20 protein-coding genes are annotated in these 19480 nt (G+C 62.1%); 5 read left to right on the top strand and 15 right to left on the bottom strand.

What is annotated here, in order from left to right; genetic code table 11:
• Window positions 1-2: 2 nt before the first annotated feature.
• Genes RHEC894_RS10590 through pcsA form a run of 3 tightly spaced genes read right to left on the bottom strand, consistent with a single transcriptional unit; the run spans window position 3 to window position 3329 of the window.
• Window positions 3-1571: an ABC transporter ATP-binding protein gene (locus RHEC894_RS10590; RefSeq protein WP_085737225.1), complete on the bottom strand. Its 1569-nt coding sequence runs from the start codon at window positions 1569-1571 to the stop codon at window positions 3-5.
• Between the two features lie 39 nt (window positions 1572-1610).
• Complete coding sequence (locus RHEC894_RS10585; RefSeq protein ID WP_085737224.1) at window positions 1611-2591, bottom strand: quinone oxidoreductase; 981 nt, start codon at window positions 2589-2591, stop codon at window positions 1611-1613.
• Between the two features lie 9 nt (window positions 2592-2600).
• A complete protein-coding gene (gene pcsA / locus RHEC894_RS10580) occupies window positions 2601-3329 on the bottom strand; it encodes a phosphatidylcholine synthase (RefSeq protein ID WP_085737223.1) in 729 nt (242 codons plus the stop codon).
• Between the two features lie 360 nt (window positions 3330-3689).
• Between pcsA and RHEC894_RS10570 the strand changes: the two genes are divergently transcribed.
• Complete coding sequence (locus tag RHEC894_RS10570) at window positions 3690-4502, top strand: ferredoxin--NADP reductase (RefSeq protein WP_085737221.1); 813 nt, start codon at window positions 3690-3692, stop codon at window positions 4500-4502.
• 50 nt (window positions 4503-4552) lie between these two features.
• Here the strand turns inward: RHEC894_RS10570 and RHEC894_RS10565 are convergent, their stop codons facing one another.
• The 6 genes from RHEC894_RS10565 to RHEC894_RS10540 form a co-directional block, all read right to left on the bottom strand.
• Window positions 4553-5167 carry a GntR family transcriptional regulator gene (locus RHEC894_RS10565; protein WP_085737220.1) on the bottom strand — a complete coding sequence of 205 codons (615 nt, stop codon included), beginning with the start codon at window positions 5165-5167 and terminating at the stop codon, window positions 4553-4555.
• A gap of 340 nt (window positions 5168-5507) precedes the next feature.
• The gene (locus RHEC894_RS10560; protein WP_085737219.1) at window positions 5508-6710 is read right to left on the bottom strand and encodes an ABC transporter permease; all 1203 of its coding nucleotides are present in this window, start codon (window positions 6708-6710) and stop codon (window positions 5508-5510) included.
• Complete coding sequence (locus RHEC894_RS10555; protein WP_010065033.1) at window positions 6700-7416, bottom strand: ABC transporter ATP-binding protein; 717 nt, start codon at window positions 7414-7416, stop codon at window positions 6700-6702. Before RHEC894_RS10555 ends, RHEC894_RS10560 begins: the two co-directional genes overlap by 11 nt.
• A gap of 12 nt (window positions 7417-7428) precedes the next feature.
• A complete protein-coding gene (locus tag RHEC894_RS10550) occupies window positions 7429-8721 on the bottom strand; it encodes an efflux RND transporter periplasmic adaptor subunit (protein ID WP_085737218.1) in 1293 nt (430 codons plus the stop codon).
• Window positions 8722-8921: 200 nt separating this feature from the next.
• Window positions 8922-9296, bottom strand: a complete 375-nt coding sequence (locus tag RHEC894_RS10545) for a GFA family protein (RefSeq protein WP_010068808.1) — start codon at window positions 9294-9296, stop codon at window positions 8922-8924.
• A gap of 9 nt (window positions 9297-9305) precedes the next feature.
• The gene (locus RHEC894_RS10540) at window positions 9306-9515 is read right to left on the bottom strand and encodes a hypothetical protein (RefSeq protein ID WP_085737217.1); all 210 of its coding nucleotides are present in this window, start codon (window positions 9513-9515) and stop codon (window positions 9306-9308) included.
• A 372-nt stretch (window positions 9516-9887) separates the two neighbouring features.
• Between RHEC894_RS10540 and RHEC894_RS10535 the strand changes: the two genes are divergently transcribed.
• Window positions 9888-10070, top strand: a complete 183-nt coding sequence (locus tag RHEC894_RS10535) for a hypothetical protein (protein ID WP_085737216.1) — start codon at window positions 9888-9890, stop codon at window positions 10068-10070.
• 104 nt (window positions 10071-10174) lie between these two features.
• Here RHEC894_RS10535 and RHEC894_RS10530 read toward each other — a convergent pair whose 3' ends face one another.
• From RHEC894_RS10530 to RHEC894_RS10510, 5 genes are read right to left on the bottom strand one after another with little or no spacing between them, the layout of a single operon-like run.
• Entirely contained in the window at window positions 10175-10918 is a 744-nt protein-coding gene (locus RHEC894_RS10530; protein ID WP_010068810.1) for an ABC transporter ATP-binding protein, read from the bottom strand.
• Complete coding sequence (locus RHEC894_RS10525; protein WP_085738934.1) at window positions 10915-11760, bottom strand: ABC transporter ATP-binding protein; 846 nt, start codon at window positions 11758-11760, stop codon at window positions 10915-10917. Before RHEC894_RS10525 ends, RHEC894_RS10530 begins: the two co-directional genes overlap by 4 nt.
• Window position 11761: 1 nt before the next feature.
• Entirely contained in the window at window positions 11762-12664 is a 903-nt protein-coding gene (locus RHEC894_RS10520) for an ABC transporter permease (RefSeq protein ID WP_085737215.1), read from the bottom strand.
• A complete protein-coding gene (locus RHEC894_RS10515) occupies window positions 12661-13689 on the bottom strand; it encodes an ABC transporter permease (RefSeq protein ID WP_085737214.1) in 1029 nt (342 codons plus the stop codon). Before RHEC894_RS10515 ends, RHEC894_RS10520 begins: the two co-directional genes overlap by 4 nt.
• A gap of 20 nt (window positions 13690-13709) precedes the next feature.
• A complete protein-coding gene (locus tag RHEC894_RS10510; RefSeq protein ID WP_085737213.1) occupies window positions 13710-15305 on the bottom strand; it encodes an ABC transporter substrate-binding protein in 1596 nt (531 codons plus the stop codon).
• A gap of 135 nt (window positions 15306-15440) precedes the next feature.
• Between RHEC894_RS10510 and RHEC894_RS10505 the strand changes: the two genes are divergently transcribed.
• From RHEC894_RS10505 to kdgD, 3 genes are all read left to right on the top strand, one after another.
• A complete protein-coding gene (locus RHEC894_RS10505; protein WP_085737212.1) occupies window positions 15441-16151 on the top strand; it encodes a FadR/GntR family transcriptional regulator in 711 nt (236 codons plus the stop codon).
• 65 nt (window positions 16152-16216) lie between these two features.
• Window positions 16217-17191, top strand: coding sequence for a mannonate dehydratase (locus tag RHEC894_RS10500; RefSeq protein ID WP_010069456.1), 975 nt, complete (start codon window positions 16217-16219; stop codon window positions 17189-17191).
• Window positions 17192-17222: 31 nt separating this feature from the next.
• Window positions 17223-18149 (top strand): 5-dehydro-4-deoxyglucarate dehydratase, encoded by a 927-nt coding sequence (gene kdgD, locus RHEC894_RS10495; RefSeq protein WP_085737211.1) that lies wholly within the window; start codon window positions 17223-17225, stop codon window positions 18147-18149.
• Between the two features lie 238 nt (window positions 18150-18387).
• Here the strand turns inward: kdgD and ugpC are convergent, their stop codons facing one another.
• Window positions 18388-19461, bottom strand: a complete 1074-nt coding sequence (ugpC, locus tag RHEC894_RS10490) for a sn-glycerol-3-phosphate ABC transporter ATP-binding protein UgpC (RefSeq protein ID WP_010068257.1) — start codon at window positions 19459-19461, stop codon at window positions 18388-18390.
• Window positions 19462-19480: the final 19 nt, after the last annotated feature.

Raw genomic sequence — 19480 nt, 5'->3', positions numbered from 1 at the left:
CTTTAATGAGCATGAGGCGCCTCCGGGGCAGAGCTGCTCTCATGCAGGCCGCCCATCAGCAGGCCGATCTTCTCCCGTGTCAGTTCGCCTGATGGGAACGGGCGGGAAAGACGGCCTTCGGAGATCACGGCAATATCGGTCGCCACTTCGAAGATCTCGTCGAGATCCTGGCTGATGACGACGACGGCCGAACCGTTTCTGGCAAGATCGACGAGGGCTTGGCGAATGCGGCTTGCAGCCCCGGCATCCACACCCCAGGTCGGCTGGTTGACGACGAGCACCGCCGGCTGGCGGTCCAGCTCGCGGCCGACGATGAATTTTTGCAGATTGCCGCCGGAAAGCGAGCCGGCGGCCGGATCATCGCCGCTCTTGCGGACATCCATCGCTTCGGAAATGCGCCGCGCCGCGGATTTCACAGCACCCTGGCGGATGATGCCGAGCAGGCCGAGAAAGGCCTTGCGGTCGGACTGGCTGCGGGCCAGCACCAGATTGTCGGACAGTTTCATGGCGGAGACGGCGGCATGGCCGTGCCGTTCCTCCGGCACGAAACCGGCGCCGAGCAGACGGCGGGCGGTGATGCCCTCGGTGCCTACAGGCTTCTTGCGGATGACGATCGCCTCGGCCGAAGCAACGGGATATTCGCCGGACAAAGCATCGAAAAGTTCGCTCTGGCCGTTGCCGGCAACGCCGGCGATGGCGAGGATCTCGCCGGAGCGCACCGTCATCGAGACATCGCGCAGCGGCATGGCGAAAGGAGTGCGGGCGGCGACGGAGAGATTGGCGACGGCAAGCTGCACCTCGCCCTTGTCGCTGCGCTCGGGATGTGTGACGGCCGCCACCTCGCTGCCAACCATCATACGGGCGAGTGAGGCCGGCGTTTCCTGTTTCGGATCGCAGGCGCCGGTGACGCGGCCGTGGCGCAGCACCGTGGCGCGATCGCAGATGCGCTGCACCTCTTCCAGGCGGTGACTGATATAGAGGACCGAACGCCCTTCGGCGCGCAGCTTGAACAGCGTTTCGAACAGCCTGTCGGCCTCCTGCGGCGTCAGCACCGAGGTCGGCTCGTCGAGGATGATCAGCTTCGGGTTCTGCAGCAGCGCACGGACGATTTCGATGCGCTGGCGCTCGCCGACCGAGAGATCGGCGACATGGGCATGCGGATCGAGCGGCAGGCCGTAGGCTTGCGACAGCGCCCTCGCCTCTTCGGCGATCCTGTCGATCGGGATTGCGTCATCGAGCGACAATGCGATGTTTTCGGCAACCGTCAGCGCCTCGAACAGCGAAAAATGCTGGAAGACCATGCCGATGCCGTGCTTGCGCGCTTCCCCCGGCGAGGTGATCGCAACCGGCTGGCCCTGCCAGAGGATATGTCCGTTGGTCGGCTCCAGAACGCCGAACAGCATTTTCACCAGTGTGGATTTGCCTGCACCGTTTTCGCCGAGAAGCGCGTGAATTTCGCCCGGCGCAATATCCAGATCGATTTCATTGCAGGCGGCAAAGCCACCGAAAAACTTCGTCAGCTTCTGGACGGATAATAACGCACCGGAATCCGGCACATTCAATGGCGACACGTTCCCCTCATTTCTTCTGCCAACCGGTCCGTTCGGATCTCATGGAATCAGCAGCGTCGTTCCTGTTGTTTTTCTTGTTTCCAGATCCGCGTGAGCCTGCCCAACCTCACGTAACGGATAGGTTTGATTGATATTGATACGCACTTTGTTGCTTTGCACAATATCAAATAGCGCTTTGGCGCTGTCGATCAGTTCCTGGCGCGCGGCGATATAGGTGAAGAGCGTCGGCCGTGTCGCAAACAGCGACCCCTTCTGGGCCAGCGCCGCGAGGGTGAAATTCTCGATCGGCCCTGAGGATTGGCCGAAAGAGGCAAACAGGCCGCGCGGCTTCAGGCAATCGAGCGACTGTGGAAAAGTATCGCGACCGATCGAATCATAGACGACATCGACGCCCTTGCCGCTCGTTATCTCGCGGACCCGCTGAACGAAATCATCGGTCTTGTAATTGATCACATGGTCATAGCCATGGGCGAGCGCCAGTTCGACCTTTTCCTCAGAGCCCGCCGTGCCGATGACGGTGGCGCCGAGCGCCTTTGCCCATTGGCCGGCAATCAGCCCGACGCCGCCGGCGGCAGCATGGAACAGCAGCACGGTCTCAGGACCTACCTTGAAGGTGCGATTGAGCAGATATTCCGCCGTCATGCCCTTCAGCATCATCGCCGCTGCCGTTTCGAGCTCTATGCCGTCAGGCACATGCACGAGATGCCGGACCTCGATATTGCGCTCAGTGCTGTAAGCGCCGTCGGCGCTGGCATAGGCGACACGATCGCCGAGCTTGAAATCCGTGACAGCGGGGCCGACGGCCGTCACGGTGCCGGCGCCCTCCTTGCCGGTGACGAAGGGCAGATGCGGCGCCTTGTAGGTGCCGTTGCGGAAATAGACGTCGATGAAGTTGAGGCCGACCGCCGTCTGCCTGATCTGCACCTCACCGGCCGCCGGCGGGGGAAGATCGACCTCGACATGGTCGAAAACCTCCGGCCCGCCCGTCCTCGAAAATGAAACCGCCTGCGTTTTGGTCATCTGCCTATCCTAAGCTTGGCGTCCAAGAGCGGGGAAAAATTGCAGCACCGCGCCGATGACGTAAAGATAGATCCCGGTCACGATAAAGAGAATGAGCGCCCATTCGGGCGTGTCGAAATGCATCAGCAGCGAAAGAATGCCGAGCGCCGACCACAGCAAGAAGACGCCGAGATTGAGCGGGCGCAGCCTCTTGACCCGGACCGGGTGCAGAAAATTGATCGGCAGGAAGGTCAGCACCACCGAGACGATGACGACGGCAAGCGCGGTCGTGGCGCTGGCATCGATGACGAACAGGGTGAAGACGATCATGTTCCAGACGACCGGGAAGCCGGAGAAAAAATACTCGTCCGTCTTCATGCCCATATCGGCATAATAGATGGCGCTGGAAACGACGATCATGCCGGCGGCTGCGAAGGACCAGGGCTCGCCGATCATGCCGCTCTGATAGAGCGCGAAGGCCGGCAAGAGCACATAGGTGACGTAATCGATGATATTGTCGAGCGTATCGCCCGACCAGTTCGGCAGCACTTCCTTGACGCGCACCTTGCGGGCGATCGGCCCGTCTATGCCGTCGACCAGAAGGGCAAGGCCCAGCCACCAGAACATGTCGATAAAGCGGTGCTCGGCGGCGGCAACGACACCGAGAAAGGCAAGGAAGGAGCCGGAGGCCGTAAGGATATGGACTGAGAAGGCGCGCATCTCCGCGTAAGGAACGCGCTTGTAGTTGAAAATCTTCATATTCCCCCGACCGCCCTATCGCGCTCGCCCCGGCAAGCATCGTTATTCGCCACATAGCGCCGGACACTGATCCTGAATCGGGTCCCGACGCCGTAGGTCTTTGTTGTCGCACCGTTTTTGCCGAAAACCGGTCTCCAGGTCAGGCGCGCCGCTCTAATATGCATCCTTTGCCGGGCTTCGCCAGCGGGAAATACGACATTCCCCGCCTGCCCCCTGCTCCCCATTGAATCCTGACAATGGCATGCATATTTCCCTTCTGAACCGTCGCGTGGAATGGAATGCCTTTAATTCCGGCCGGATTTGTAATATCTCGCTCACAATCCGACAGCTCATCCGACGAATACGGGATCCGCTACCGAAATGAACGCGCCTGCAAAGACCGAAGACTTCGCCTCGTCCATCCCTGCCGGCGTCTATGCCGAGACGGTGATTGATGTCACACATTACACCGACCGGCTCTTCCGCTTCACGATGACCCGGCCGCAGGGCTTCCGTTTCCGTTCCGGCGAATTCGCGATGATCGGCCTGATGGTCGAAGGCAAGCCGGTGTTCCGCGCCTATTCGATCGCCAGCCCCGCCTGGGCTGAAGAGCTCGAATTCTTCTCGATCAAGGTGCCGGATGGCCCGCTGACCTCGCATCTGCAGGCGATCAAGCCGGGCGATCAGGTGCTGATGCGCAAAAAGCCGACCGGCACGCTGGTGCTCGATGCGCTGACACCAGGCCGTCGTCTCTACATGTTCTCGACGGGAACGGGCGTTGCGCCTTTCGCCAGCCTGATCCGCGATCCCGAGACCTATGAGAAGTTCGAGGAAGTCATCCTCACCCATACCACCCGCGATGTCGCCGAGCTGCAATACGGCTTCGACCTCGTCAACGAGATCCAGAATGACGAGCTGCTGAAGGAAGTGGTCGGCGACAAGCTGCGCCATTATGCGACCGTCACGCGCGAGGATTTCGAATATCGCGGCCGCATCACCGACCTGATCTCGTCGGGCAAGCTGTTTACCGATCTCGGCGTACCGCCGCTCGACCCGGCGATCGACCGCGGCATGATCTGCGGCTCCTCGGCCATGCTGAAGGACACCAAGGAACTGCTCGAAAAGGCCGGCCTCAACGAAGGCGCCAACAGTAAACCCGCCGAATTCGTCATCGAGCGCGCTTTCGTCGGCTGAGGTTTTTCCGACAATCAGACCTGACAACGGCTCCGGAAACGGGGCCGTTTTTATGTCTGGGCGAGATAGTCGATCAGCACCGCCATGGCGGCGCGCGCCCCATCCGGCCTGCCTCGGTGGATGGCCTGGATGACAGCGACATGCAATGCGATGGCGCGATCCATTCGCTCCGGGTTTGCGGTGGAGTACCAGAGGCGACGCGAATGCGTCTGCACCGGGCCGAGCGCCGCGGTGATAAAACCATTCGGGCAGGCCTCTTCGAGGATTTCGTCGAAGGCCTTGTCGGCGGCAAAGAAGCCGGCGAGATCGCCCGTGGCGGCGCATTTGTCCATCGCCCGGGCGCAGTCGCCGAGGCGCCCGCGCTGCTCGTCCGTGGCATGCTCGGCAACGAGGCTTGCCGCGATCGGCTCCAGTTCACGGCGCACCTGCATGACATTGCCATGATCCTCCGGCGCGATCTCGGCAATCTGCAGCCCGACGCGCGGCTTTACCAAGATCAGCCCCTGCCAGGCGAGCTTCTGAATGGCCTCGCGCACCGGCGTCCGCCCATGGCCGGCCATATCGATCAGCTGCTTTTCGGTGACGAGTGCTCCGGGCTTCACCGCCAGTGTGACGATCAGGTGTTCCAGCGCAAGATAGGCAAGATGGCTCTGTGAGGTCTGCATGCTGAAAATCCGCTGCCGATCTGATATATCACCTTGTCGCACGGCGAAAAGCCGAAGACAAGTCGGCATTGAAATATCAAAATAGAGACAAATAGATAACAGCGACGTGAGTTTCGGGGACTCAGGCGTCTACGCCGCGAAAGAACTCATTTCGCCGCCCCACCCTCCGCCCTCCTCGGCCTTGAGCCGAGGGTCCATGCCACTACCGCTGGTGGATGCGGTTTGGGCCCTCGGCAAGGCCAAGGAGGACGGAAAACGGGGTTGAGGTCCCTCCCAAACTCGCCGAGCACGGCGCTCGCCAAACGGCCCCCTGCCCTCGATCACCCCTCGCGATCAGGCGTCACTCATGCCGCAGCGCCTCGATCGGGTTCAGCTGTGCCGCCCGTCTTGCCGGGAAATAGCCGAAGATCATGCCGATTGCGGCGGAGAAGAGGAAGGCGACGGCGACCATCAGGGGGCTTAAGACGAAGGGGACCTTCATCAGGGTCACCGCGCCGAAGCCGAGGCTGAGGCCGAGGATGATGCCGGTGATGCCGCCGAAGAGCGAGAGCGCCACCGCTTCGACCAGGAACTGGGTGAGCACCTGGTTCTCAAGCGCGCCGATCGCCAGGCGGATGCCGATTTCGCGGGTCCTTTCGGTGACGGAGACCAGCATGATGTTCATGATGCCGATGCCGCCGACGAGCAGGCTGATGGCGGCAACCGCGCCGAGCAGGCCGGTGAGCAGCGTCGTCGTGCCGGTCATCGCCTCGGCGATCTGCGTCATGTCGTTGACGTTGAAATCGTCCTGCCGGCCGGGGATGATCTTGCGGCGCTCGCGCAAAAGATTTTCGACGTCGGCCTGCACCTTGGCGGTGGAGACGCCGTCGCGGGCGGAAATGATGATCTGCGGCACGTTGCTGCTGCCGCTGATGCGCCGCTGAAACACCTTGACCGGCATGATGACGACATCGTCCTGATCGGTGCCCATGCCGGACTGGCCGCGCTTGGCAAGCACGCCGATGACAGGGCATGAGACCTTGCCGACGCGGATCTGCTGGCCGGTGGGATCGGCGGCGCCGAAAAGCTGCGAGCGCACCGTCTCGCCGATGATGCAGCGGGACTGGCCGCGTTCCTCGGCCGGGGTGAACGTGCGGCCGAGCGCCAGGTTCCAGTCCTGCGCGATGAAATAGTCGTTGGTGGTGCCGGAGACGCTGGTCGAATGGTTCTGGCCACCCGATATCACGGTCGCTGTGGATTGATTGAGCGGTGCCACGGCCCTCAAGCCGCCGATCTGGTCGCGGATGGCGGCGACATCCTTGATGCTGAAGCGTTTGGCCTCGGAGCTCGCCCGGCCGGGGCCGAACTGGCCGGGGCGGACGAACAGCATATTGGTGCCGAGCCGCGACAGCTCGGTCGAGACCTGAGCGGTGGTGCCGTTGCCGATCGTTACGAGGGCGATGACGGCGGCAACGCCGATGACGACGCCGAGCACGGTCAGGAAGGAACGCAGCATGTTGCGGCTGATGGCACGCAAGGCGAGCTTCAGCGTCTCAAAGAACATGATCCGCCCTCCTGCGATGCTCGACCTCGGTCTCCAGCTTGCCGTCGACGAAACGCAACAGCCGCTGCGCATAGGCGGCAATATCGGGTTCGTGCGTCACCATGACGATGGTAATGCCCTGCTCGCGGTTGAGCCGCGTCATCAGATCCATGATCTCGACGCTGGTCTTCGTGTCCAGATTGCCGGTGGGCTCGTCAGCCAAAAGCAGCGCCGGCTCGGTGACGATGGCGCGGGCGATGGCGACACGCTGCTGCTGGCCGCCGGACAGTTCCTGCGTCTTGTGATGTTCGCGACCGGAGAGGCCGACCAGCGCCAGGGCTTCGCGCGCCCGTTCGCGCCGCTCGCGCACCGCCATGCCGCGATAGATCAGCGGCAGTTCGACATTTTCGACCGCCGAAGTGCGCGACAAAAGGTTGAAACCCTGAAAGACGAAGCCGAGCATGTGGCGGCGCAACAGCGTCAGCTGGCTGCGGTCGAAGCCGCTGGTCGGGATGCCCTGGAAGATGTAGTCGCCTGCCGTCGGCACATCCAGACAGCCGAGGATATTCATCGCCGTCGACTTGCCGGAGCCTGACGGACCCATGATGGCGACGAATTCATGGGCGTTGATCGCCAGATCGACGCGGTCGAGCGCGCGGATCGCCGCCTCGCCCTCGCCGTAGATTTTCGAGACCTGCCTGAATTCGATGAGCGGCGGGGTTGCCATCCGTCTCTCCGCCTAGTTTGCGCGCGTCGTGGCGTCGGTCACCAGTGCGTCGTTTTCCTTAATGTCGCCGGAGACGACCTGGGTAAACTGGCCGTCGGACGAACCGACCTGGATGACGACGGGCGCCGGGCGGCCATTGCGCAGCACCCAGACGCGCCGCTCGGCGCCCGTCAACGCCGAGCCGGCATTGCCGCCGCGCTGGCGCGGCGGGCCGAAGATGCCGAAAATGCCGCGGCCGCGCCTTTCGGCCTGGGCCGGCGCATAACGCAGCGCGGCATTCGGCACCATCAGCGTATCCTTGACGGCCTCGACCGTGACGTCGGCGGTTGCCGTCATGCCCGGGCGAAGCAAAAGATCGGCGTTGTCGACCGAGAGCACCGCCTTATAGGTCACGACATTGTTGACCACTTCGGAAGCGAAGCGGATCTGCTCGATCTCGGCGGGAAAGGTCCGGTCGGGATAGGCGTCGACTGAAAACTTCGCCTTCTGGCCGACGGCGATCTGGCCGACATCGGCTTCGTCGACATCGACCTGCAGCTCCATCTTCTTCAGGTCGCCGGCGATGGTGAAAAGGATCGGCGCCGAAAGCGAGGCTGCGACGGTGGCGCCCGGATTGACGGCGCGGGTGAGGATCACGCCGTCGATCGGCGAGACGATCTTCGCCTTGGCGAGATTGACCTCGGCGAGCTGCAGGTCGGCCTCCGAGGCAAGCACCTCGGCTTCGTTGATCTGTTTGGCGGCGACGGCCGAATCATATTTGTAGGTGGCGTCGTCGAGGCTCTGTTGCGTGGAGACGTTGCTCTTGACCAGGCTCTTCAGCCGCTCGAGCGAGGTGCCTGCCGATTGCATATCGGCATCGGCCTTGACGACATTCGCCTTGGCCGAATTGAGCTTGGCGCGCGAACTCTTCACATCCGCCTCGAGCTTGTTGGTGTCGAGGAGAGCCAGCACCTCGCCCGCCTTGACAGTGCTGTTGTAGTCGACATTGACGTCGCGGACCGTTCCGGAAAGTTCGCTCGATATATCCACCTGCTCGGTCGGCTGCACCGAGCCGGTGGCGGTGACGAGCACCGTCAGGCCGCCGCGCTTGACCGGCTGGGTGGCGTAGCTCACTTCGCTTTGCCCGCGCCCCATATAGACATAGGCGGCGCCGGCTGCGGCGGCGATGAAGATCAGCAGGATGAGCAGACGTCCGCGCCAGCGGCCGCGCTTGCCCTGCCTGCCCGAAGCGGCAAGGACGGCTGCGAGGTCGGACGCGCCGTTTGTCTGCGCCCCGGTCTTCTTGCCGGTTCCGGTATCGTTCATGTCATCCTCGATCAGTCAGCGGCCGTCTCGGCCCGCAGCGAAATAAGCACAGCGCAGATGAACCGGGCATTAGCGTTGCCGCCGAACTGGCACGGAATTGCGGATGGGGGAAATGAAAAATTGGTAATGAAAGTCAAGTTTTGGTGCGCTTGGGCATGGCGCGCACAAGTGATCTCGATCGCGACACGCTTCAGCGTCCGTCAATCCGCATCCTCGGCATATTGGCCGGCGCCGGGCAGCGGATGCAGCCAGGTTTCACGCCGCTTGATCCAGACTTCATAGTCCGGCGTAAGGTCGGTCGGCGCATTGTCGAGCGAGCCGACACGGATTTCCGCCTCATCGTCCCTGACGCAGAAAAGCCTGCCGCCGCAGACAGGACAGAAGCTGCGGCCGGCGAAGGTCGCGATCTCGCCGCTATGGGAAAAAGCCTGCCGCGGCCAGACCGCGAAGAAAACGAAGGCCGAGCCGCTCGATTTGCGGCAATCGGCGCAGTGGCAAAGGCCGACGCGAAGCGGCTCGCCCTCCACGCAATAGGCGACCGCCCCGCAAAGGCAGCGTCCCGTTCGGATTTTCATGGCGGGCCGTCAGGCATCGAGACTGGTAGGCAGCCCCGGCGGGCGCCGCTTTGCCGCCATCAACAGGTCGAGTTCGGTGGCAGACGGGCCGAACTTTTCATAGAGGCGTTTCGCCTCCTTGTCATCGAGCCGGTATTTCCTGGCGAATTCGCCGATGCTGTAGGGGCGGCCCCGCAACACTCTTCGCGCCGGGGTCGCCGTATTCGGTGCGTTGGTCATGGTTTTCTCCTTTCTTTCCATACCTTTTAAGCTAGAGCGATGAGTTGAATAGGAAAGAGCGATCGGGCTAAACCGGCTCTTCCGGCATGGCGGGGCGGATTATTGCGGGAACTTCCAACCACCAGACGCATTGTCGAATCGAGGTTGCGGGCCGCGCCAGGCGGACGCGGCGGTGCCGGAGAACATCGGGATTTTTCCGCTTTCTTCCGATGGCCAACGAAACGGCAGGCGAACTCCCTACCCGCCCGGTCCGCTTCCTCATCCCTTCTTTCGAGCCGAGATCACGAAATATTAAAATGGGGAACACATGTGCCGGGGCGAGGTTCCCCCATCGAGGTCGACGTGGCCTCGTTCAAACCCAAGGAGAACCGAATGGCAAACCAAGGTGGAACCCATGAACAGCACGTCAAGGCCGGTCAGCAGAGTCACAAGAACGACTCCAAGGACCGTAGCGCCTCTTCAGGCGGTCGCGATGCGCAGTCCAGCGGAACCCGCGGCGGCAGCCATGAACAGCATGTAAAGGCTGGTCAACAAAGCCACAAGAACAGCCACTAAGGCTGTCTTGATGTGAAAATTCGGCCCGCGCCTCCATTCCGGCGCGGGCTTTTTCTTGAAAAGGGGCAGCGTCGCAGCCGTTAGTGGCACAACAGCGCGATATATCAGGCCTCGATAAAGCTCGCTTCGAACAACTCCCGCGCATAGGCATCATGGGTGGTGCCGGCCTGCAGATCCTGTTTGGTGAGTTCGTCGACGAAGCAACCGTTCTTCATGATCAGCACCCGGTCGCACATATGAGCAATGACCGCGAGGTCGTGGCTGACGAGCAGATAGGTCAGCCCCTTTTCCTCACGCTGATCGGCAAGCAGGTTGAGGATTTCGGCCTGGACGGAGACATCAAGCGCCGATGTCGGCTCATCGAGCAGCAGGATCGGCGGCGACAGAATGAGCGCCCGGGCGATCGCCACGCGCTGCCTCTGGCCGCCGGAAAGCTCATGGGGGAAGCGATTGGCGAAGCCTGCCGACAGTCCCACCTGGATTAAGGCCTTTTCGACCTTCGCCCAGATCTCGGAATGGCCCATGGCGCGCAGCGGCTCGGCGAGCGCGGTGCCAATGCGATGGCGCGGATGCAGCGATCCGTAAGGATCCTGAAACACCATCTGGGCAAATTTCAGTTCCTCGCGGGAGCGCTTCTTGCCGATCGGCTTGCCGCCAAGCGCGATCTGCCCGGTCCAACCCGCCTCCATGCCAGCGAGGCAGCGCAGCACCGTCGATTTGCCGCAGCCGGATTCGCCGACAATGCCGAGCGTCTCGCCCCGATTGACCTGAAAGCTGATGCCCCGGACGACATGGTTGCGTGATTTGCCGGAGGCAAAGACGACATCGAGGTCGCGGACATTGATCATTGCGCCGTCTCCAGATCGAGTTTTGCCCTATCGAGAACCGCAAGCCGGCGAACCGGATGCTTCGGGTCCGGCAGCGCTGCTATCAGCCCGCGCGTATAGGGATGGCGGGCCTCTTCGAGACCGGTCAGCGTTTCGACGATGCGGCCGGCATACATGACGATGATGCGCTCGCAGAAGGCAGCGACCATGCGAATATCGTGGCTGATCAACAGCAGGCCCGAATTGTTCTCGCGCACCAGCTCGTCGAGCAGCAGCAGCACGTCCTTGCGGACGCTGACGTCAAGGGCCGAGGTCGGCTCGTCGGCAATGACAAGCTTCGGCCGGGCCAGCAGCATCATGGCGATCATCACGCGCTGGCCCATGCCGCCCGATATCTGGTGAGGATAAAGCGCCATGACCCGGTCGGGATCGCTGATGCGCACGCGCTCCAGCATGGCCCGGGCCGCGTCCAACGCCTGGCTCTTGCCGAGGCCAAGGTGAAGGCGTGCGGCTTCGGCGATCTGCTTGCCGATCGAGAGCACCGGGTTCAGCGAATACCGCGGATCCTGCATGATCAGCGCGATATCCTTGCCGCGAAGCACGCCCATCTGCCGCTCGCTCTTCGACAGCAACGGATCGCCGCCGAGATCCAGACGTTCGGCGGTGACAACCGCGGCCGGCGGCAGCAGCCGCATGATGGCGCGACCGGTCGTCGATTTGCCGGAGCCTGATTCTCCGACGATGCCGACACGTTCGCGCCCGACGTCGAAACTGACATTGGAGACGGCGGGCACGGCCCCTCGCCCGAAGCGGACGCTCAATCCCTTGACGGACAGAACGGGCTGCAAATCATGATCTTTCATTTCAAGATCTGGCATGGCGGGGATCCAGAATGTCGCGCAGAGCATCTCCGGCGATGTTGAAGGCAAGGCTGGTCAGCAGGATGGCGATACCCGGCATGACGGCGACCCACCAATAATCGAGCATGAACTTGCGGCCGTTGGAGATCATCGCTCCCCATTCGGGTGCCGGCGGCTGAGCGCCGAGGCCGAGAAAGCCGAGCGAGGCCGCCGTCAGGATGATGCCGGCCATGTTGAGGGTCAGGCGAACGATCACCGACGGCACGCACATCGGCGCGATATAAAGAAGAAGAATGCGGATCGGCGAGGCGCCGTAAAGGCGGGCGGCGACCACATAGTCGGCATTTCTGACGACCAGCGCCTCGGCGCGCGCAAGTCTCGCAATCGGCGGCCATGCCGTCAGCGAGATGGCGATGATGGCCGTGGTCAGGCCGGCGCCGAGTGCGGCGGCAAAGGCGAGCGCCAGGATCAGCGACGGGAAGGACAGGACGATATCGGTGGCGCGCATCAAGAGCGCATCGGTGCGACCGCCGAAGAAGCCGGCAACCACACCGATCAGAAGGCCGATCGGCCCGACGATCAGCGAGATCGACAGCACGGTCTGAATGGTGATGCGCGTGCCGAAGATCAGGCGGCTCAGAATGTCGCGGCCGAATTCGTCGGTGCCGGCCCAATGTGCGAGGCTCGGCGGCTGCAGGGCATCGCCGAGCGCCTGCACGACCGGATCGTAAGGCGCCAGAAGCGGCGCGAAGATCGCGACGATGCAAAGCAGGCCGAGGATGACGAAGCCGGCAAGGCCAAGCGGCTCGGCAGCCAGTTTGCGGCCGGCGCGCGCAAGCGACGCCGCCATGCGGCTCGGCACGCTCGGAGGACGGATCCGAAGCTCGCTGCGGACAACATCACTCATCGGGCCACCTCCCGCATCCGCGGATCGAAGATGGCGTAGGCTACGTCGGCCAGGAAGTTCAACAGCATGAAAATGAATCCCACAATGATGGTGCCGGCCACGATGGCGTTCATATCGCCGATCATCAGCGCATTCGTCATGTACTGGCCGATGCCCGGCCAGGAGAAGACGATCTCGGTCACGACGGCGCCTTCGAGAAGCCCGCCATAGGAGATGGCGAGGATGGTGATCAGCTGCACGGCAATGTTCGGCAGGACATGGCGCAAGATTGTGCCGCTCGGGCTGACGCCCTTGGCCCGCGCCGCAATGACGTAATCCTGGCTCAGCTGCTCCAGGGTGAAGCTGCGGGTCATGCGGGTGATGTAAGCCATCGCCGCATAGGCAAGGATGACGGCGGGAAGAATGATATGGCCAAGCGCATTCCAGAAGATTTCGGTCTCGCCCTGCAGCAGGCTGTCGATCAGCAACAGGCCGGTCCGCGGCGTGACGAGGCCTTCGTAGAAGACATCGATCCGGCCCGGGCCGCCGACCCAGTTGAGGCCGGCATAGAAGATGACCAGCCCGACGATGCCGAACCAGAAGACCGGGATCGAATGGCCGACGAGTGCCACCACGCGCGCGACCTTGTCGATCCAGCTGTCGCGAAACAGGGCGGCGGTGAGCCCGAGCGGGACGCCGACGAAGGTCGAAATGATCACCGCCAGCGTCGCCAGTTCGAATGTCGCCGGAAAGGCCTGGGCAAGGTCGGAAGAGACGGGATTGCCGGTGAGTACGGCCGTGCCGAAATCACCATGGGCCAGCCCGTTCAGATAGAGAAAAAACTGCTGGTAGATCGGCAGATCGAGGCCCAGACGCGTCCGCATCGCCGCATAGGCGGCAGGATCGGCAAGCTCGCCGACGATTGCGCCGACCGGATCGTTGGGCAAGACGCGGCCGATCACGAAGGTGACGCAGAGGAGGATGAACAGGCTGACCAGCAAATGCGCCAGGCGTCGGCCAAATTCGGCTACAGAGAGTTCCTTCATGATCGGCTGCCTCGGGAGTATTACTGGGTTTCAGACTTGGTGACGCTCTCGAGACGCGTCAGCTGGGTCGGATGACCGATATATCCCTCCACCTTGCTCGACAGGACGATCGGCTCGAAGCGCTCGAACATAGGAAGTACAGCCGGCTTCTGTTCGACGAACATCTTCTGCATCTGAACGTAGAGTTCACCGCGCTTCTTGGCGTCCGGCTCCATGGAAGCCTTCGCCGTCAGGGCCGTGAGTTCGGGAATGTCCCAGGCCGAACGCCAGACGAAGTTGCCGGCATTATTGGCTTCCTTCGAATTGTCGGGGTTGGAGGAGAACTGCTCCATCGAGCCGAGCACGTTCGGCATGTAGGCGCTGGTCTGCGGGATCAGCAGATCGAAATCCCTGGCGCGATGGGCGGCGATGATTTCCGAGCCGTTGCCCTGCTGGATGTCGATCTTGATGCCGACCTGGGCAAGCGATGCCTGAATGGCGGTGGCAAGATCGATGCGCGGCGTCTGGGCGATGGTCTTCAGCGTCAGCGAGAAGCCATCCTTATAACCCGCCTCGGCCAACAGCTGCTTGGACTTTTCGACGTCGAGATGCCAATCGGGATTCGGGATCGCATATTCGAAATTCTCCGGAACGGGAACGTTTCTCGCCCGCCCGTAAGGACCCATGATCGTCTTCTCGATGCCCTTGTAATCGATTCCGTAGGCAATGGCCTCACGGACCTTCGGGTTGGACAGGTACTGGTTGCCGGCATTCATCGACAGCACGTAAAACCCGCCTGTCGGAATACGCTGAATGGTAAAGCCCTGCTTGTCCTTGAAGGTCGCGAGATCGGCTGCCGTCAGCGCGCTGGCGATATCGATATCGCCACGTTCGAGCATCAGCCGCTCGACCTGGCTTTCAGGCACATGGCGGACGATGACGCGCTTCATCTTCGGAGCGCCGGTCATATAATCCTTGTTGGCGTCAAGAATGACGAGTTCGTTCGGAGACCAGCGATTGAGGGTGAACGGACCGGAGCCGGCCGAATGCGTGCGCATCCAGGCATTCCCCCAGTCGTTGTCGGCAACATGCTTCTGCACTTCGACACTGTCGACCACACTGGTGGTCGAGGCCGCGAGCCGGTAGAGCAGCATCTCGGCTGTCACCTGACCGGAAAAATCGATGCGCACGGTCTTGTCGTCGACCGCCGTCACGAGCTTATCGACATTGGTCTTGTCATAGCCGACCCGCTTGAGATTGGCGGCGGCGGCCTGGTCGAGCTTCAGAAGCCGCCCAATCGAATAGACGACGTCCTTCGATGTCACCGGATTGCCGGAGGCGAAATTGGCTTGGCGCAGCGTGAAGGTGATGCCCTTGTCATCGACCTTCCAGTTTTCGGCCAGTTGCGGCACGATCTTGCCATCCGGCGTGCTGTTGACCAGCCGGTCGTAGAGATTCGACATGATCTCGACCGCTTTTCCCTCCGTCGCCTGATGCGGATCGAGGGACAGGACCTGTGCCAGCGACGTGCCGATCACCAGCTGATCCTTCGGCGTGGCGGCATGGAGCTGAGGCGCTGCGATCGTCAGAGCGCCGATAACGGCGCCGACGAACAGGCCCTTGGAAAAATGCTTCATTGTAACTCCTCCCTGGATTACTATAAGAGAGACATATTATGTCGTCCGTATGTCGTATTATGATTTAACGAAATCGAATATGATTTGCAAGAGCCGAGCGGAAGACGTGATGCAGAGGGAATTGGGGAACGGGACATGACGACACTCAGCCGCGGTCGGCAAAGACTGGCACAGCAGGTCATCGATCAGCTGCGGGCGCAAATCGAGACCGGCAAGCTGCGGATCGGCGACCAGTTGCCGACCGAACCGCAACTGGAAGCCACCTTCGGCGTCAGCCGCACCGTGGTGCGCGAGGCAATTGCCGATCTGAGGGCAGCCGGCTTCGTCAAACCGATCCAGGGCAAAGGCGTCTTCGTCGCCGATCCGAAGGCTCATTCCGCCCTGTCGCTGACGCCGGTGGAAATTAAAAGCATCCCGGAAACCTTGGAATTGCTGGAGTTTCGTATGGCGGCAGAAGGTGAAGCGGCGGCGATCGCCGCCTATCGCCGCACCGCCGAGCAGGAGGCGGCCATCCGCGAGGCCAATCGCAGAATGGCGCAGATGATCGAGGCCGGACAGCAGACAGTGGAGGCCGATTACGCCTTCCACATGGCGATTGCCGCCGCCACGAACAACCGATTCTATGTCGATGTTCTCCGTCATTTCGGCCCCAAGGCCATTCCCCGGGGCCAGTTTCCGACGCTGCCCGAGGCCAATGACCGCGACTATCTGCAGAAAGTCTATGCCGAACATGTGGAAATCCTGTCGGCGATCGCCGACCAGGATCCGGAACGCGCCCGCCAGGCGATGCGGGCGCATATGATGGCCAGCCAACGCCGTTACCGGATGCTCGCCGAGCAGCAATAGGGCTCGACTCTCTCCAAAATTCATATTATGTCATATGACATTGTTGAATTTGGAAAGAGCCTCGAATGTATCTGGGAACACAGGTCGCAGCGCGGGATGACGACGATTATCGTATTTTCGCGCAACTGGGTGTGAAGCATATCAGCGCCGATCCGCCGGGCAAGCCGAGCAGTTGGACGCTTTCCGACATCGAGCGTCATCGCGACAAGGTCGAAAGCTTCGGCCTGATCCTTGATATGATCCAGCTGCCCCTGCCCTCGCAGCCGATCGAGAAGGCTTCCTATCCCGATATCCTGCTCGCCGGTCCCGAGCGCGACAGGCAGATCGACGCCGTCTGCAAGATGATCGAAAATGTCGCGGCCGCCGGCATTCCGGCCGTCAAATATAATCTCAACCTGATCGGCATTCCCCGCACGCCCGATGAACCGGGGCGCGGCGGCTCGCTGAACGCCAGCTTCCGCTGGGACAAGACGGACCAGCAGGCAGCACCCGGCCTTGCCGGCGTTTTGTCCGAGGATGAAAACTGGGAGCGGATCGACTATTTCCTCGAACGCGTCGTTCCGGTCGCCGAAAGCAATCGCGTCCGGCTCGCCTGCCATCCGCACGATCCCTATACGCCGCCCGGTTATCGCGGTGTCACGCGGGTGCTCGGCACCGTCGAAGGCTTGAAGAAGTTCGTGCTGATGCGCGAAAACCCGTATCACGGCCTCAATTTCTGCCAGGGCTCGATCGGCGAGATGCTCGAAAATCCCGGCAAGGAGATCGACGACATCATTCGCTGGTTCGGAGAGCGCGGCAAGATCTTCAATGTTCACTTCCGCAACATTCGCGGCGGCAAGCTCTCCTTCATGGAAACCTTCCCCGAAGAAGGCGACATGGACATGTTCCGCTCGGCCAGGATCTACAAGGAAGTCGGCTTCAAATACATGCTGATGCCCGACCACGTGCCAACCGTGAGCGGCAAGGATCCAACCGCCACCGCCTTTGCCTTTTGCTACGGCTATATCGCCGCACTTCTGCAGGTGCTCGAAAGCGCCTGACACGGTCTTCAACACATAAGAACAGGACTTCATGATGAACCCAATTGAACTGAAGAAGGCCGTCGGCAGTGGTCTCCTCTCGTTTCCGGTCACGCATTTCGACGATCAGCTGAAATTCGACGAGGCGAAGTACCGCCGCCATGTCGAGTGGCTTGCCGGTTATGATGCCGCGGCTCTGTTTGCCGCCGGCGGCACCGGCGAATTCTTCTCCCTCAATCCGAGCGAGATCCCTGAGGTCGTCAAGGCCGCCAAGGCCTCGGCCGGCAAGACGCCGATCATTTCGGGAACGGGCTACGGCACGTCGCTCGCCATCGAGATCGCAAAGGCGGCGGAAAAGGCCGGCGCCGACGGTCTGTTGCTGTTGCCGCCCTATCTGATGTTTGCCGAGCAGGCCGGCCTGATCGCCCACGTTAAGGCGGTCTGCCAATCGGTCGGCATCGGCGTCATCGTCTATAACCGCGATAACGCCATTCTAACGGCCGACAGCATTGCGCGCCTCACGGAGGAATGCCCGAACCTGATCGGCTTCAAGGACGGCGTCGGCGACGTCGACAAGGTGATCGAGATCACCACGCGGCTTGGCGACCGCCTCGTCTATGTCGGCGGCATGCCGACCCACGAGGTCTACGCGCAGGCCTATTTCGCCGCCGGCGTGACGACCTATTCCTCGGCCGTCTTCAACTTCGTCCCGGCGCTCGCCCAGCGCTTCTACGGCGCCTTGCGCACCGGCGACCAGGCGACCGTCGACGAGATCCTGAAGAGCTTCTTCTTCCCCTTCGTCGCGCTGCGCAATCGCAAGAAGGGCTACGCCGTCTCGATCATCAAGGCGGGCCTGCGCGTCCTCGGCCAGAACCCCGGCCCGGTGCGCCCACCGCTGACGGATCTCACTCAGGAGGAACTGACGCTGCTGGACAAGATCGTCCGGGCCAACGGCGTCTCGCAGGTCGCGGCAGAATAATCGTCGACGATTGAGGACGCTCCTAGGTTGTTCAGACGCCGAGACTCGCCCTCACCCTAACCCTCTCCTCGTAAAAACGGGGAGAGGGAACGTGCCCTACGAGGTGTGGATGGGGACGGAGAGGTCGAGGCATTTGCCCTTCTCCCCGCAAGCGGGGAGAAGGTGGCGGCAGCCGGATGAGGGGCTGATCTCGCCGACCTCCCAGGCCAAGAATATCGTATTCCCCAACAAGTCCTACTTACAGCGCCACGCCGCTGCCGCGGTCGAAGACATGCACCTGATCGCTGGCAAAGCTTGCTTCGAACACGGCGCCGTAGCGGGCGGGGTATTCGCCGTCGACGATGGCCGTGACCTGCTGTCCGGCGAGATCGAAGACGACATGGGTCTGGGCGCCGGTTGGCTCCACCAGCATGGTGCGGCCGGCAAGCGTTGTGCCGGCCGACAGGCCGGGAACGAGATGTTCGGGGCGCAGGCCGATGGTAATGGCCTGGCCGGGTCTGACCCGACGCTCGGGCGCGAGGCGGATTGCCGTGCCGTCTTCGAGACGGGCGGCGGGCGCGCCGTTTTGACCCTCCACCGTGCCGTCGAGCATGTTCATCGCCGGCGAGCCGATGAAGGCGGCAACGAAGAGGTTGGCCGGCTTCTTGTAAAGTTCGAGCGGCGTGCCCGACTGCTCCACCCTGCCCTGATTGAGCACGACGATGCGGTCGGCGAGCGTCATCGCTTCGATCTGGTCATGGGTGACATAGATCGAGGTCGTCTTCACCTTCTGGTGCAGCGTCTTGATCTCCGAGCGCATCTGCACGCGCAGTTTCGCATCGAGATTGGAGAGCGGCTCGTCGAACAGGAAGACGGCCGGATTGCGCACGACGGCGCGGCCCATTGCGACGCGCTGGCGCTGGCCGCCGGAAAGCTGTGCCGGCTTGCGGTCGAGCAGCGCGGCAAGATCCAGCATGCGGGCAGCCTCGGCAACGCGGGCCTCGATCTGGGGTTTGGCGACGCCGGCGAGCTTCAGGTTGAAGCCCATGTTTTCGGCGACCGTCATATGCGGATAGAGCGCATAGGACTGGAAGACCATGGCGATGTTGCGCTCGCGCGGCGTCATGGCGTTGACGATATTGCCGCCGATGGCGATCTCGCCGTCGGTAATCTCTTCGAGGCCGGCGATCATCCGCAGCAGCGTCGATTTTCCGCAGCCGGACGGCCCGACCAGGGCGACGAATTCGCCATCCTCGATATGAAGCGAAATGCCGTGGATGACGTCGACGGCGCCATAGGCCTTGGTTACATCGTGCAGTGAAACGGATGCCATGATTGCAGCTCCAATAGTT

This window comes from Rhizobium sp. CIAT894, from assembly GCF_000172795.2.
Lineage (GTDB): Bacteria > Pseudomonadota > Alphaproteobacteria > Rhizobiales > Rhizobiaceae > Rhizobium.
The sequence above is the reverse complement of the archived record's forward strand: the minus strand, read 5'-3'. Positions and strand labels throughout refer to the sequence as shown.

What these genes read in the sequence shown, in the direction of transcription:
- RHEC894_RS10585 (WP_085737224.1), bottom strand. Translation starts at nt 2,591, where the DNA reads ATGACCAAAACGCAGGCGGTTTCATTTTCGAGGACGGGCGGGCCGGAG.
- pcsA (WP_085737223.1), bottom strand. Translation starts at nt 3,329, where the DNA reads ATGAAGATTTTCAACTACAAGCGCGTTCCTTACGCGGAGATGCGCGCC.
- RHEC894_RS10570 (WP_085737221.1), top strand. Translation starts at nt 3,690, where the DNA reads ATGAACGCGCCTGCAAAGACCGAAGACTTCGCCTCGTCCATCCCTGCC.
- RHEC894_RS10565 (WP_085737220.1), bottom strand. Translation starts at nt 5,167, where the DNA reads ATGCAGACCTCACAGAGCCATCTTGCCTATCTTGCGCTGGAACACCTG.
- RHEC894_RS10560 (WP_085737219.1), bottom strand. Translation starts at nt 6,710, where the DNA reads ATGTTCTTTGAGACGCTGAAGCTCGCCTTGCGTGCCATCAGCCGCAAC.
- RHEC894_RS10555 (WP_010065033.1), bottom strand. Translation starts at nt 7,416, where the DNA reads ATGGCAACCCCGCCGCTCATCGAATTCAGGCAGGTCTCGAAAATCTAC.
- RHEC894_RS10550 (WP_085737218.1), bottom strand. Translation starts at nt 8,721, where the DNA reads ATGAACGATACCGGAACCGGCAAGAAGACCGGGGCGCAGACAAACGGC.
- RHEC894_RS10545 (WP_010068808.1), bottom strand. Translation starts at nt 9,296, where the DNA reads ATGAAAATCCGAACGGGACGCTGCCTTTGCGGGGCGGTCGCCTATTGC.
- RHEC894_RS10540 (WP_085737217.1), bottom strand. Translation starts at nt 9,515, where the DNA reads ATGACCAACGCACCGAATACGGCGACCCCGGCGCGAAGAGTGTTGCGG.
- RHEC894_RS10535 (WP_085737216.1), top strand. Translation starts at nt 9,888, where the DNA reads ATGGCAAACCAAGGTGGAACCCATGAACAGCACGTCAAGGCCGGTCAG.
- RHEC894_RS10530 (WP_010068810.1), bottom strand. Translation starts at nt 10,918, where the DNA reads ATGATCAATGTCCGCGACCTCGATGTCGTCTTTGCCTCCGGCAAATCA.
- RHEC894_RS10525 (WP_085738934.1), bottom strand. Translation starts at nt 11,760, where the DNA reads ATGAAAGATCATGATTTGCAGCCCGTTCTGTCCGTCAAGGGATTGAGC.
- RHEC894_RS10520 (WP_085737215.1), bottom strand. Translation starts at nt 12,664, where the DNA reads ATGAGTGATGTTGTCCGCAGCGAGCTTCGGATCCGTCCTCCGAGCGTG.
- RHEC894_RS10515 (WP_085737214.1), bottom strand. Translation starts at nt 13,689, where the DNA reads ATGAAGGAACTCTCTGTAGCCGAATTTGGCCGACGCCTGGCGCATTTG.
- RHEC894_RS10510 (WP_085737213.1), bottom strand. Translation starts at nt 15,305, where the DNA reads ATGAAGCATTTTTCCAAGGGCCTGTTCGTCGGCGCCGTTATCGGCGCT.
- RHEC894_RS10505 (WP_085737212.1), top strand. Translation starts at nt 15,441, where the DNA reads ATGACGACACTCAGCCGCGGTCGGCAAAGACTGGCACAGCAGGTCATC.
- RHEC894_RS10500 (WP_010069456.1), top strand. Translation starts at nt 16,217, where the DNA reads ATGTATCTGGGAACACAGGTCGCAGCGCGGGATGACGACGATTATCGT.
- kdgD (WP_085737211.1), top strand. Translation starts at nt 17,223, where the DNA reads ATGATGAACCCAATTGAACTGAAGAAGGCCGTCGGCAGTGGTCTCCTC.
- ugpC (WP_010068257.1), bottom strand. Translation starts at nt 19,461, where the DNA reads ATGGCATCCGTTTCACTGCACGATGTAACCAAGGCCTATGGCGCCGTC.